The sequence below is a fragment of the Corynebacterium renale genome (assembly GCF_002563965.1).
Taxonomy (GTDB): Bacteria; Actinomycetota; Actinomycetes; order Mycobacteriales; family Mycobacteriaceae; genus Corynebacterium; species Corynebacterium renale.
Window position 1 is genome coordinate 2270983 of the sequence record NZ_PDJF01000001.1, and the last position, 13584, is coordinate 2284566.

The following is a 13584-nucleotide window of genomic DNA, read 5'->3' on the forward strand; positions in this document are numbered from 1 at the left end:
GCTGTAAAAAACTCTCTGACCTGACATCGTGTGCCCCCAGTGGGACTCGAACCCACACTGAATTGATTTTAAGTCAACTGCCTCTGCCGATTGGGCTATGGGGGCGCGCCCACCAACACAATGCCGGTGGAACAACAAGACTGAAGTGTACTAAATGGCACCTTCAATGTGTGAACTGAGGTCCATAATCAAGCCATCCAGGATGTCTTTCTCCGAAATCTCGATCCGATCGAGGCCCATGACAGAGGCCATGTGGCAGATCTCTTCGACGATTAGTGAGCCAGAACCTAAGACATCTGCCCGACCCTCATGGATAACCGGGTTTTGTTTGCGCACGTGAGCCGGCGTTTCGATGACGTTCGCGGTGGTGGAAAGGAGGTCGTCGATAAGCAGTGAAGAACCGTGGATCTTTTCTGGATCATAGGTGGGCAAGCCCTGCGTGAGCGCGGACAGCGTGGTGAATGTGCCTGCGCAGCCGACGATCGCCGTGAGCCCTTGGAAGTTGAGGGCTTGGTCGACGGCGTCGAGTTGCTGCTGAACGTACTGGCGTGCCATCGCCTTTTCTTTTTCGGTGGCGGGGTCGGAGGTCATGAAACGCTCTGTGAGCCGCACGCACCCCATCTGGACACTGATTTCGCCCTGGACCTCACCGTCTGCAGTGCCGACGACGAATTCCGTCGACCCGCCACCTAAATCAATCACGCAGATGCGGCCGCGGGCGTCGGGGAGATCGCTGGCCGCACCCCGGAAGGATAGAGTTGCTTCCTCATCCCCGGAAATGACTTCCGCCTGAGCGCCCGGCTGGATGCGTCCCAGTTCCTCGGCGGTCATGGTGAAGAAATCATCCTTGTTGGAAGCGTCGCGTGTGGCCGAAGTCGCCACCATGCGCACCGCTTGGACGTCTTCCTCGAGCATCGTATCGACGTAGCCATGCAGCGCGGCCCGGGTGCGGTCGATCGCAGCGGGGTCCAGGCGCCCAGTGGCGTCGACGCCCTGCCCAAGGCGCACGATCTCCATTGTGCGCACGACGTCCGTGTAGGTGTGGCCGTCGTATTCAGAGATGAGTAGGCGGATGGAGTTGGTGCCGCAGTCGACAGCTGCAATGCGTGTCATGGTTCGCTTCCTTCAGACGTAATTAGGCGTTGGTGAAATCAAACTGGTCGATGTCAATGCCTAAGTCTTCACAGGTAGGCCAATCCTGTGGGATTGCGGTCCCGCGCAACTGCCCGTGGTCAGCGGCTAAAGCCACCGCCTCCGTACCCAATCGGAAATGTTCAGGACCTTCGGCCAATGCGTAAGCGATCAGAACGTGAAGGCACTTCACGCGGTCAGGCATGCCACCGCCGGAAAATTCGGTACCTAGGTCCTCGATAGCGTTGCGCTTGGCCAGGTAGTATTCGTGTGCTGTGCGGTAATCTTCAGCCAATTGCGCATCATCTTCGAGGCGTTGGGTCATCCACTTCATCACATGCGCCACCTCAAGCCGGGACGCTTCAGCAGTCAGGCGTGGATCCGTCAGGTAGTACAGGGTGGGGAAAGGAGTGCCGTCGTCCAGCTTGGGGGCAGTCTTCACGACGGCCGGCTGGCCGTCCGGCGTGCGGTATGAAATCTCCAGCACCCCGCGAGGAGTGCGTCCTAGCTGCGTGGTGATGATTTCAATGTCGCGCGGGTCTACAGTCATGGCCATCATTATGGCACGGCCACAGATCTATGGCGCTACTGGCTCCTCCGCCGGAACTTCACCCTCTGGCGCGGGGACGGCGGGACTGTCGCCAGGCGCTTCTGCGGGCTGCTCGACGGGCATGTGCATGTCTTCAGGCTTGACCTCGCGGGCGTCGGGCACGTCAGCGATGGAAGCCAGAAGCTTCTCATACCACGTGCTTTCGAAGCGCTCGTCGTCAGGCGAGCTGATCTCGGGGGCATTGTCCATCGCAGGGTCCATGATGCGGAAGGCAGTCTCCCCTTCCTCTATGACGCCAAACCTGTTGCGTGCTTGTTCGCGCAGGTATGCGGTGGAATTGTACTTATCAAGCTCTGCTAGGAGTTCTTCTTTCTCCGCAGTCTTGTCTTCTATAGCTTGGGTGACCCGCGCGATTTCCGTCCGGCCCTGGTGGTAATTAGATAGCGGTGCGGCCACTGCAGCCAGGACGATAATAACGGTGCCGGCGACGAGCGACATTTCCCACGGCGTCCATTTTGGCCGCGCTTTTCGGGCCTTTTTCTCCTTCGCGGGGGCGTTGTCGCGGGAAGAAACGGGAACACGCCCGATACCTCGCCGACGTGGGCGAGGTTCGGGCGTGTTCTCTGCGTTCTTCGGGTCCATAAGACCCTTATCCTAGCGCTTTATGCCTGGAAACGTGGGAACGCGCTACGACCTGCGTACTGTGCTGCTTCACCGAGCTCGAGCTCGATCTTCAGCAGGCGGTTGTACTTAGCAACGCGCTCGGAACGAGCAGGTGCACCGGTCTTGATCTGGCCACAGCCGAGTGCCACTGCGAGGTCTGCAATGGTGGTGTCCTCGGTTTCGCCGGAGCGGTGGCTCATCATGGTGTGGTAGCCGTTGCGGTGAGCCAGGTCGACAGCGTCGAAGGTTTCGGTCAGGGTACCGATCTGGTTGACCTTAACCAGCAGAGCGTTAGCTGCCTTGTTCTCGATGCCCTTCTTCAGGCGCTCAGGGTTGGTGACGAAGAAGTCGTCGCCAACAATCTGGACCTTGTCACCGATGGTTGCGGTGAGCTTGGTGTAGCCCTCCCAGTCATCCTCATCGAGTGGGTCCTCGATGGAAACGATCGGGTACTCAGCGATGAGCTCTTCGTAGACCTTGGCCATTTCCTCAGCGGTGTGCTTGCCACCCTCGAAGTGGTAAGCGCCATCCTTGTAGAACTCGGAGGAAGCAACGTCCAGTGCCAGTGCAACGTCTTCGCCTGGCTTGAAGCCAGCCTTTTCGATTGCCTCGACGATGAGGTCCAGGGCTGCACGGGTGGAGTCTACGGAAGGTGCGAAGCCACCTTCGTCGCCCAGGCCGGTGGACAGGCCCTTTTCCTTGATGACGGACTTCAGGACATGGTAGACCTCTGCGCCCATGCGCAGTGCCTCAGCGAAGGTCTCTGCGCCGATTGGGGCGATCATGAATTCCTGAACGTCAACACCGGAGTCTGCGTGTGCGCCACCGTTGACGATGTTCATCATTGGTACTGGCAGGACAGATGCGTTCGGGCCGCCGATGTAGCGGTACAGCGGGAGCTGTGCGGACTCAGCAGCAGCGTGTGCAACTGCCATAGAAACACCGAGGATGGCGTTTGCGCCGAGCTCTGCCTTGTTGGGAGTGCCGTCAAGCTCAATCATGGTCTTGTCGATGAGACGCTGCTCATCTGCTTCCAGGCCAGCCAAGGCGTCAGCAATCTTGGTGTTGACGTTTTCGACTGCCTTCTGCACGCCCTTGCCCTGGTAGCGGTCGCCACCATCGCGCAGTTCGTGTGCTTCGTGGGCGCCGGTGGATGCACCGGATGGAACACCTGCGACGCCGGTTGCGCCGTCTGCCAGGTATGCAGTTGCTTCTACGGTTGGGTTACCGCGGGAATCCAGAATTTCGCGGGCGAATACATGCATGATTTCGTTCATGAGGCCACCTCTTTCAGGTAAACGTGTAAAGCCATTGACCATTGTTGCAGAAAGTTCCGAAAAATGCAGCCTCTTGAGCCAAATAAACACAGAAAAACGGGCACATTCGGACAAATCTCACATTTTGCAGCCTCGTGAGACTCAGGCAATGCAGGTTTATGGGTATTGACGCAGCGCATACGCATTGGCGGCGTCGCGCACGTTGATCACATATTCGGTGGAATTGTTGTACGAGCGAATCCCTTGAGTCCACCCTTCTGGCGTACTCAACGTCCGATTGTTACACAGCAGGTTGGCGGCGGCGAGGGCTGCGTCGTCAATCTGCTGTGGGTCCGCGACGCCATCACCGTTCGCATCCCTGCCGAACCGCTGCCATGATTCCGGGATAAACTGCATCGGCCCGACAGCCCGATCAAACTCGGTGTCACCGTCCAGGGCACCACCGTCAGTATCCTTGATTTCTGCAAATCCCGGCGAACCGTCGAGAGCAATTCCGACGATCGGAGGATCCGCCACACCGCTACTATCCAAGCTGGACCTGTGACGCCAGGAACCAGCGTAGGTGCCGTGACGGGTCTCCACCCAGCCGATGCCGGCAAGCGTGTTCCACCGCAGGCCACATTCGGGCCAGGCGTCACGAGCAATAAGTTCGGCGTTGGCATAAGCGCGCAGGGCCTGTTCCGGGATTCCGGTATCTTCGGCGAGCTGTGGGGACCAGAAGGATAATTTGTCGGCGGTGCGCCCGGCGGCGTGAACGTCGATAAGCGGGACCTCTTCCCCGGCAGTCGGAGGCACGTTGGGCGGCACCGGTTGGCTAATGCGGATGGGATTGTTGGGGCCCAGGGCGGACAGCATCCACCCCACGAGCATGACGATGAGAAGAATCGAGATGAGCACACCGCAGCCGCATCCCATAGATTTTCTTCCCTGATTTCCCATGACAGGCGATAGTACCGTCAAGACCCCGTGCGGGAGTGAATTCCCAGGTGAAAGATAACCATTTCATAACTTTTCATAACTTCTGCCACTTTAGCCACAGATAGTTGTATGGTTAATACACTTTTAAACCCGTCTACTCTCCTGGAGGAACCATGCGTATCCGCACCCGCATCGCAGCCACCGCTGCAGCAATCCTGACCACTGCCGGCATCACAGCACCGGCAGCACAAGCTAACCCACTCGAACTCTTCGGCGCCGCTGACCAGCTCATCGCAGCAGCACCCTGCAACACCCTGGGCGACATCCTGCGCGGCACCGGCGTTCTAGGCGCCGATACCACCCGCGGCCAGCTCGTGGAATCCATCAACAAGGGCGTGAATTCCCAGAACAACGACCCGCTCGTTTCCCTGCTCACCGGCAAGTACTCCAACCAGATCGCCAACAAGGCACAGCAGTGCGGCCTGGTCAAGGCTGATCCCGTACACCCACTACTGGCCGGTTCTTCCCAGCTTCCCGAACCAGTGAAGCAGACGCTTACCCAGCTCACGGCACTGTCTAGCCGCTAAAGCTCCCGCTCCCGCCTCTTCCCTTCTTGCCACAACCGGTCCTGCTCTGTGGCATCAACCACGCCGGTTGACCCGTCAAAAAGGTACGGGGCGCGCGAACGCATCTTGGCCACGAACGCGGCTGCCACATCATCGAATGAAAAGGCGCCGCGTTCTTGCGCTATCTGGGCGTGGAACAGGACTTGCAGGAGGACGTCGGAAAGCTCACCGCACAGCTCCGCATCCGGGCCACCGATGGCTTCGACAACCTCTTGCGATTCTTCCAAGAGGTATGGCACCAAACTCTCGTGCGTCTGCGCCTGCTCCCAGCCACCCCGCGCCCGAGCAGCCGCCATCACTTCGCGGGCCTGCCAGACCGGATCGCTTAACGACGCCGCGACAAACACCTGCTCCCCGGCGCGCTCACGGTCACGTGCTTCCTCGTCCCAACCGTGTGCGATGTAGGCGTCGTCGAGATGCGGGATCGCGTCACGTGGGATCAAATCAGGCCATCTAGAATCAACGACTATTACCGTCATGACCACCAAGGCTAGTATTCAATAAATGACTTCACGCAAAGATGTCTCCCTATGGGCGCTGGTTGCGCTCATCATTGGGTCAACTGTGGGCGCAGGCATGTTCTCCCTGCCCCAAAACATCGCATCGGTTGCCGGCCCCGGCGCCATGCTCATCGGTTGGGCAATCGCCGGTGTGGGCATGCTCTCCGTGGCATTCGTCTTCCATATTCTGGCGGTCCGCCAACCCAACTTGGATTCTGGCGTCTACGCTTACGCGCGCGCTGGCTTGGGCGATTTCATCGGCTTCCTCTCCGGCTGGGGTTACTGGCTAGGTTCCGTGATCGCGCAGGTGGGCTACGCCACCTTATTCTTCTCTACGCTCGGCCATTACGTACCTTTCCTGCAGGGGCACTGGACTGTGGCAATCGCGGTCTCGTGTCTCACCTGGCTGATTTTTTACATCCTGTCGAAGGGCGTGCAGCAGGCTGCGGTACTGAACATGGTGACCACGGTGGCCAAGATTGTGCCGATCCTGAGCTTCATTGTGCTCGTCGCGTTCTTGGGCTTCAGCTGGGATAAGTTCACCTTCGACTTCTGGGGTCACGAGTCCGGGGACGTGTTCACCCAGGTGCAGGGCGTCATGCTGTTTACCGTATGGGTCTTTATCGGCGTGGAGGGGGCCTCGGTGTATTCGCGTCAGTCGCGGTCACGTAAGGATGTTTCGCGCGCCACACTCATCGGTTTCTTCAGCGTCCTAGCACTGTTGGTGTCCATTTCGGTGTTGTCATTCGGCGTTATGAGTACCGCCGAGCTGGCCGCCTTGCCGGATAACTCGATGGCCGCGGTTCTCGAGGCCGTCGTCGGCCCGTGGGGCGGCGCGCTCGTTTCCTTCGGGCTCTGCCTGTCCGTGTTGGGCGCCTACGTGTCCTGGCAGATGCTGTGCGCTGAGCCAATCACCATGATGGCACGGGACGGACTTCTCCCCGCACGCCTGAGCACTATCTCCCCGACCGGCGCCCCAATCCCCGCCCAGTTGGTCTCCACGATTGTGATCCAGGCACTGATCATCGTTTTCTTCCTCAACGAGACAACGTATGTCTCCATGGTGCAATTAGCGACGGTCGCCTACCTAGTCCCCTACTTGTTCTCCGCAATCTACCTACTGTTGTTGGCCGTGCGTGGCCGGGGGCTCGTGGGCGGACCAGGCGTCAAAGTTTCTGGCCGGGACAACGTGCGCCACGGCGTCGTCGCTGCTATCGCGGTGATTTATGCCCTGTGGCTGTTCTACGCCGCAGACCCGAAGTACATCCTCTTCGGCGCACTCGCCGTGCTTCCGGGCCTGATCCCTTATGCGTGGACTCGCCGGGCTCATGGCCTGAAAATGTTCGTCGGCGTCGAGTGGCTACTGCTTGCGATCGTGGTCGCCGGCGCCGCATGGGGTGTTTATGGCTTAGCGACGGGCGCCACCACCCTCTAAACGTGAAGCTTTCCTATGACCCACCCGCGGCACTACCGAGGGTGGGTTTTAGTATGCGTGCTTCCAGAGGGAAGAGACGGGCAGAATCTGAATACGCCCCGCAGGGCGACGCACAGTATGGACGCCATCGCCCATGTATAGGACTACTCCTGCCATCACGCGGTCGCCGAGTTTTTCCATGAGTAATTCCATATTGCGCCAAGCACGTTGGTCCACGTCGCGGGCGCTTTTCACCTCGACAAGGACCAAGCGGGCGTCGTTAAGCTCAATGACAATATCTACCTCTTGCTCACGCTGCCGGAAGTGGAAAAGCCGGTAACGCAACCTGGACCAGCCCTGTTGTTTTCGAAGTTCGCCAGCTACAAATGCTTCGAGCGTAGCCCCGAACAATTCCATTCCACCGACGAGGCGCGATTTTTCCATAGTCAGGCCAGTGAAAGTGGTTGCAAAACCAGTGTCTGCAAGCGAAATTTTCGGTTTGCGTACCACCCGTCCGGAGTAGCCAATCCCCCATGCTGGTAGGGAGTCAACCAAATACATTTGATCGAGGAGACTTAAGTATTCAGCGAGAGCCGTTTCACTAATAGCAAGACTTCGCGCCAACTTCGCTTTCACCAGCTCTGCCTGACCCTGGGAAGAAATGATCCGAAGGAGCGAATCTAAATGATGGCTGAAATCGCCACGCTGCGTCAGTTGCTGTGCATCATGCGTAGCTAAACGCTGCGCATACGACATAAACCAACGCTCAACGGCACGTTCTTTGTCCCGTTTCAACGGTTCAGGATAACCGCCGCGGATAACAGCCTCGCGAACTTCAGCATCCACATCACGATAAGGCGTCGCGCTGAAAGAATCAGGGTTATGCACTACCGCACATACCCAGTCTTCCGGCCGCTCATGACGACGCATCTCCCCCTGACTTAAGGGCCAGACAGTCAACGACTCCGCCCTCCCAGCAAGGGAATCGGACACACCCGGCAATCTAAGCAAATCTGAAGAACCAGTAATAGCCCATCGGCCCGCGCGGCGATCGGAATCGATGGCGGCCTTGAGTGCCAATGCCAATTCCGGTACACGTTGGGCCTCATCAATGACCAACGTGCGGTCGGGGGCCTGCTCCACGAAGCCCCGCGGATCCTGCAGCGCAGCGGTGCGAGTTGCTGCATCGTCAAGTGTGAGAAACAATCCGTCTCGAGATTCCAGAGCTTGACGCATCAGCGTAGTTTTGCCAACCTGGCGTGCACCTTGTACTACAAGAAGAGGTGCGTAGTCGAGAATGTCTTGTGCTTCTAAGGTGTTATGCCTGGGCACTTCCCCTTCAATAGTGAACATTTCTCTATATTAGCAGCTAAAAGCGCTAACGCGAGGTTCTGCCACCCACCAACGCGAGGTTCTGCCACCCACCAACGCGAGGTTCTGCCACCCACCAACGCGAGGTTCTGCCACCCACCACACAACACCTCGGTGACATTCGGGGGGGCCAATATCCCAACCTTTTCCTGAATATAAATATTTTGGCCCCTCGAACGTGCCAAGCTAACTCACGGGAAGCTCGCAGCTAGCGGATTGAGATAACGTCTTCGTTCTTTTCTGGCTTCCCGCCACGCACGTTGACCGGTTCCAAAGCAAACATAGAGCTTGAGAAATCGGCTACCCATTGGAGCAGGTCTTCGTCGCGAAGCACGGGGTCGGTGAGTTTCTTGCCAGCTTTCGGGAAGGACAGCTGGATTGCCTGGGCGGCGGCCCGGTAGTTGGAGCCTGGGAAGAGGCGGCGTAGGCGCACCTGCTGGGAGTCGGCAAGTTGGACCGGGTGGACCTTGATGCGGGTGCCTTGGACACCAATATCGCTGATACCGGCCTTGCGAGCATGATTGCGCAAGCGCGCTACCGCAAGCAGACGCTCCACCGGAGCCGGGTGTGGGCCGAAGCGGTCGTGCATTTCCTCCACCACCGCCGTGAGGTCCGCTTCGCTGCGGGCTGCCGCAATCTTGCGGTAGAGCTCCAGCCGCAATCGTTCCGCGTTGACGTACGTGTCCGGGATGTGTGCGTCCACGGGCAGGTCGATGCGGATTTCCTTCGGGCCCTGGTCGGTAGCATCGATGGGTTTGCCATCAGCCAATGCTCGATACGTTTCCACAGCTTCCCCGACGAGGCGCATGTACAAGTCGAAGCCCACGCCTGCGATGTGACCAGACTGCTCGGCACCGAGTACGTTGCCGGCGCCGCGCATCTCCAAGTCCTTCATCGCCACGGCCATGCCCGCGCCTAAATCGTTGTTCTGGGCGATCGTGGCAAGGCGGTCGTAGGAATTCTCGGTGAGTGTGGCACCGTTCGGGTACAAAAAGTAGGCGTACGCGCGCTCGCGGGAACGGCCCACGCGGCCACGCAGCTGGTGCAGCTGGGATAGGCCCATGTGATGGGCATTCTCGACGATCAACGTGTTGGCATTCGCAATGTCCAGGCCAGTTTCCACGATGGTGGTGCACACGAGCACATCGAATTCGCGATCCCAGAAACCTTGGACCGTGCGCTCCAACTGCTCTTCATTCATCTGGCCGTGCGCCACAACAATGCGGGCTTCCGGCACCAAATCGCGTAGTTCGCGGGCCTTCTTTTCGATGTCCTTCACCCGGTTGTGGATGTAAAAGACTTGGCCGTCGCGAAGCAACTCGCGGCGGATTGCCGCAGCAACTTGGTTGGGTTCCTCCGCGCCTACGTACGTGAGCACCGGGTGGCGATCCTCCGGCGGAGTGAGGATGGTGGACATTTCGCGGATACCGGACATGGACATTTCCAGCGTGCGCGGAATCGGGGTCGCGGACATGGTGAGCACGTCCACGTGGGTGCGCAGCGCCTTGATGTGTTCCTTGTGTTCCACACCGAAGCGCTGCTCCTCATCCACGATGATGAGCCCGAGGTTCTTCCATTGCACACCCGTCTGGAGTAGTCGGTGGGTGCCGATGACGATGTCGACGGTGCCGTCGGCAAGCCCAGCAATAATCTCCTTAGCTTCCGAGTTAGACGTAAAACGAGATAGACCGCGGATAGTGACGGGGAAGCCGTCCATGCGCTCTTCGAAGGTTTGCAGATGCTGCTGCGCAAGTAGGGTCGTGGGTACGAGCATCGCGACCTGGCGCCCATCCTGCACCGCCTTGAACGCTGCACGGACGGCAACCTCCGTCTTGCCGTAGCCCACATCGCCGACGATCACGCGATCCATCGGGACGGAAGACTCCATATCTTCCTTCACCGCGTCAATGGCAGCCATCTGGTCTTCGGTCTCCACGTAGGGGAAGTTGTCCTCCAACTCCACCTGCCACGGGGAATCCGGGGCGAAGGCATGACCCGGCGCGGACTGGCGTTTGGCGTAGAGCTGCACCAACTCGCCCGCAATCTCCCGGACTGCTGCGCGCGCTTTGCGCTTGGTGTTCTTCCAGTCCGAACCGCCCATTTTGGATAGGGTCGGGGCCTCGCCGCCGGTGTACTTGGACAGCAAGTCCAGCGATTCCATGGGAACCCACAACTGGTCGGCAGGTTGCCCGCGCTTGGAGGGGGCGTATTCCAGGACGATGTATTCGCGGCGCGAGGTTTCGTCACCACTCTTGATGGTGCGTTCTGCCATCTTGAGGAAGCGCCCAATACCGTGGGTCTCGTGGACCACATAGTCGCCAGTTTTCAGTGCGAGCGGGTCCACGCGGTTGCGGCGTTTCGCGGGCTTGCGCTTAGCTCCTGCGATGTCACCAACTCGGTTGCCGGTTAGGTCTGTTTCCGTGGCTATGACCAAAGGCATCTGCCCCGTCTTGAGCACGATGCCCGCATGTGAAAGCGCCTGGTAGATAGTCACTTCCCCCGGAGTAGGCTCCCAGGCTGGCGTAGCGACGCGCACCTTAATCCCGTTTTCCGCAAACCGCTGCTCCATGCGCTTGACCGCGCCCGCAGTCGGGGTGATGTAGGCGGCTGCTCCCCCATCGGCGGTGTGCTTTTGCAGCAGGCCCATGAACTTTTCGATCTCTTGGAGATCGCCGCGCGGTGCTGGAGCGGGATCAAATTCCAGCGGGATGGTGCGGTCCTCCGGGCCCTCCATCATTCCGCTCGGGCTGAAAGTCCACCACGGTTGCCCAGCCTTGTGGGCACCAACTTCCAGGGATTCGTACGAACGGTACGACGATGCAGAAAGATCCAGGCCCTCTGCAGCAATGGGGCCGGAAGCACCCATGGCGGCAGCTTCCCAGCCGGCTTCCATGAACTCCTGGTCCGTGGCCTCCAAGTCAGCGATGCGCTTGCGGATCTTCTCCGGCGCCACCAGAACCACATGGGTTGTGGGATGCAGCATTTCCGGTAGCGTGCACATGGGTTCGCTAATCAGCGCGGGGATGAGCGCTTCCATCCCGTCGGCTGGGGTCCGCGCCGACAGCTTAGCCAGCAATTCCACGAGGGTGGCGTTGCCGGTGTGGGTCTGTGCGAGGGCTTCGGCGCGGGCCACGACGTCGTCGGTAATCAGCAGTGCACGGGCCGGGTAAACCTCAACCTGTTCGCGCTCACTGTCTGCGATGGTGCGCTGATCCGCCACGGAGAACTGGCGGATATCGGTGACCTCATCGCCCCAGAACTCCACGCGGACCGGATAGTCGGCGGTGGTGGGGAAAACGTCGAGAATGCCACCACGCACGGCGAACTGGCCACGCTTGGCCACCATGTCTACGTGGTCGTAGGCCTTGAATACCAGTTCCTCAGTGAGGTCGGACAGCTCATACTCCCCGCCCGCACGAATCACCAGGGCCTCACGGCCTTCCACCTCACGGACCAGTGGCTGCGAAAGGGCTCGCGCGCTGGCCACGATAATGCGGTACTCATTGCGGTGCTCCAGCACCTCGGCTTGCTTACCGACGATATCCACACCCGGACTGAGCCGCTCATGCGGAAGCGTTTCCCAAGCCGGGAAGAGCGCCACCTTCTGGCCAACCATCGCGCGCAACTCCGCGGTCAGGTCTTCGGCCTCGCGGCTGGTCGCGGTCACCAGAAGGACCGGAGTTTTCCGCGACAGTGCACCAATGACCCAGGAACGGGCCTGGTCCATGGCTGTGATGTGCAGATCCTGTTCCCCGACATGCTTTAGCAGACCGGAAATGCGGGGATCGTTGCTTGCTGCCCCGAGCAGGCCGGCAAGCATTGCGGTAGCTGTACCCTGATCTGACACCTAGAAGCCTTCCTTATCTGATTCGTGTTCCAAAGCTTGTTCCAATTCCTGGGTCATATCTTCTGCTTCAACAGAAAGCGTGGGATTCTGTTCCAAACCAGACATCCCATTCCAGCACAAGTTCACGATGTGCGCTGCCACTTCCCGCTTCGGGATCTCCGGGTTGTCCAACCACCACAACGCGGTGGAGGAAACCATGCCGACGAGCGCCTGCGAGTACATCACCGCATCACCGGGGTTCAGGTTGTTGCGCTCGAAATTAGCGGCCAAAATGTGCGCCAGTTCCGCGATTGCCGAGTTCAGCAAGGTGGAGTATTTGGGAGTACTCATGTCCGGCCCGGAACCGTCGCGGGCCAGGATCTGGAAACCTGCGGTGTCCTTCTCTACATAGGTCAATAACGCGAGCACCGTCTTTTCAATACGTTGGCGCGACCGCCCGCTCTTTAACGCAGACGTCACGACCTCTTCGAGTGCCCGCATTTCGCGGTCCACCACCACCGCGTAGAGGCCTTCTTTACCCCCGAAGTGTTCGTAGACGACGGGCTTGGAAACGCGTGCACGGCCGGCAATTTCTTCCATCGAGGTGCCCTCAAACCCGCGTTCTGCGAAGAGTTCACGCCCTATTTCGATGAGTTGCTCACGGCGTTGCTTGCCGGTCATGCGCTTTTTTACCATGCGTACCAGCCTACCTTCCCCCTCAGTTGGCATTCCGGCCTGCCCGTGGGCTATTCTTTCTACCTAGCGCTACGCACGCTCTATGAGTGCTGGCGCGCTCCCCGATGGTGTAATTGGCAACACTACGGTTTTTGGTACCGTCATTCTAGGTTCGAGTCCTGGTCGGGGAACAGCAAAAGCGGCTGGTTTTGTAACCAGCCGCTTTCTTTTTTCAGCCAAGGGGCGTGTACGGGTTAGGCCGTGGTCAGCCTTGCTTCGTAACCTGGCCTTTTATGTATTGCGTCGCGCCAGCGCGTATCTGCTATACGGCGTTTGCAGCGCGTGATACGAAAAAGACATTCTGGCAGTTAAGGTGCGTTAAACACCAAGGTGAAATTTTTCAGACGCTCACAGAATGTCTTTTTAATATCATTGCCAAACCCATACCCCTTCCGGGAGCGCACAGTGTGGGACTACCGGCACGAGGAATGCTGAAGATCAGGGGTGGTGTAGCTCTTTGTTGCTAGGTCTGTACGCGAAAATATGAATCGCAGATAGATCACGGGGAGCAATAGATACCGTTTTAAGTCCCGCCAGGCTGGGAATATCCCGGATTAGAGGCAAAGCTTGCTT

11 protein-coding genes and 2 tRNA genes are annotated in these 13584 nt (G+C 59.0%); 3 read left to right on the plus strand and 10 right to left on the minus strand.

Going from position 1 to position 13584, the window contains the following annotated elements:
- Positions 1 to 31 precede the first annotated feature (31 nt).
- The 6 genes from ATK06_RS10640 to ATK06_RS10665 all read right to left on the minus strand — a co-directional run bounded on the left by ATK06_RS10640 (position 32) and on the right by ATK06_RS10665 (position 4560).
- Positions 32 to 105 (minus strand) — tRNA-Leu (locus ATK06_RS10640).
- 45 nt (positions 106 to 150) lie between these two features.
- Complete coding sequence (locus ATK06_RS10645; RefSeq protein ID WP_098389325.1) at positions 151 to 1113, minus strand: Ppx/GppA phosphatase family protein; 963 nt, start codon at positions 1111 to 1113, stop codon at positions 151 to 153.
- 22 nt (positions 1114 to 1135) lie between these two features.
- Entirely contained in the window at positions 1136 to 1681 is a 546-nt protein-coding gene (locus ATK06_RS10650; protein ID WP_048380651.1) for a DUF501 domain-containing protein, read from the minus strand.
- Positions 1682 to 1708: 27 nt separating this feature from the next.
- Positions 1709 to 2323 (minus strand): septum formation initiator family protein, encoded by a 615-nt coding sequence (locus tag ATK06_RS10655; RefSeq protein WP_098389326.1) that lies wholly within the window; start codon positions 2321 to 2323, stop codon positions 1709 to 1711.
- 20 nt (positions 2324 to 2343) lie between these two features.
- Positions 2344 to 3621, minus strand: coding sequence for a phosphopyruvate hydratase (eno, locus tag ATK06_RS10660; protein WP_098389327.1), 1278 nt, complete (start codon positions 3619 to 3621; stop codon positions 2344 to 2346).
- Positions 3622 to 3777: 156 nt separating this feature from the next.
- Positions 3778 to 4560 carry a lytic murein transglycosylase gene (locus ATK06_RS10665; protein WP_231913482.1) on the minus strand — a complete coding sequence of 261 codons (783 nt, stop codon included), beginning with the start codon at positions 4558 to 4560 and terminating at the stop codon, positions 3778 to 3780.
- 152 nt (positions 4561 to 4712) lie between these two features.
- Here ATK06_RS10665 and ATK06_RS10670 point away from each other — a divergent pair, with 152 nt between their 5' ends.
- The gene (locus tag ATK06_RS10670) at positions 4713 to 5126 is read left to right on the plus strand and encodes a hypothetical protein (protein ID WP_053072784.1); all 414 of its coding nucleotides are present in this window, start codon (positions 4713 to 4715) and stop codon (positions 5124 to 5126) included.
- Here the strand turns inward: ATK06_RS10670 and ATK06_RS10675 are convergent.
- Positions 5123 to 5644, minus strand: a complete 522-nt coding sequence (locus tag ATK06_RS10675) for a MazG nucleotide pyrophosphohydrolase domain-containing protein (protein ID WP_053072782.1) — start codon at positions 5642 to 5644, stop codon at positions 5123 to 5125. The two genes, ATK06_RS10670 and ATK06_RS10675, sit on opposite strands and share 4 nt — an antisense overlap.
- 25 nt (positions 5645 to 5669) lie before the next feature.
- Between ATK06_RS10675 and ATK06_RS10680 the strand changes: the two genes are divergently transcribed.
- Complete coding sequence (locus ATK06_RS10680; protein WP_048380404.1) at positions 5670 to 7100, plus strand: amino acid permease; 1431 nt, start codon at positions 5670 to 5672, stop codon at positions 7098 to 7100.
- 48 nt (positions 7101 to 7148) lie between these two features.
- On the opposite strand, the gene ATK06_RS10685 is transcribed toward ATK06_RS10680, so the two are convergent.
- The 3 genes from ATK06_RS10685 to ATK06_RS10695 all read right to left on the minus strand — a co-directional run bounded on the left by ATK06_RS10685 (position 7149) and on the right by ATK06_RS10695 (position 12972).
- Positions 7149 to 8411, minus strand: a complete 1263-nt coding sequence (locus ATK06_RS10685) for an ATP-binding protein (protein ID WP_231913481.1) — start codon at positions 8409 to 8411, stop codon at positions 7149 to 7151.
- 247 nt (positions 8412 to 8658) lie between these two features.
- Positions 8659 to 12270, minus strand: a complete 3612-nt coding sequence (mfd, locus tag ATK06_RS10690) for a transcription-repair coupling factor (RefSeq protein ID WP_098389448.1) — start codon at positions 12268 to 12270, stop codon at positions 8659 to 8661.
- Between the two features lie 27 nt (positions 12271 to 12297).
- On the minus strand, positions 12298 to 12972 hold the full coding sequence (locus tag ATK06_RS10695) for a TetR/AcrR family transcriptional regulator (protein ID WP_048380400.1): 675 nt from the start codon (positions 12970 to 12972) through the stop codon (positions 12298 to 12300).
- Positions 12973 to 13070: 98 nt separating this feature from the next.
- On the opposite strand from ATK06_RS10695, the gene ATK06_RS10700 reads away from it, so the two are divergent.
- Positions 13071 to 13142 (plus strand) — tRNA-Gln (locus tag ATK06_RS10700).
- Positions 13143 to 13584 lie beyond the last annotated feature (442 nt).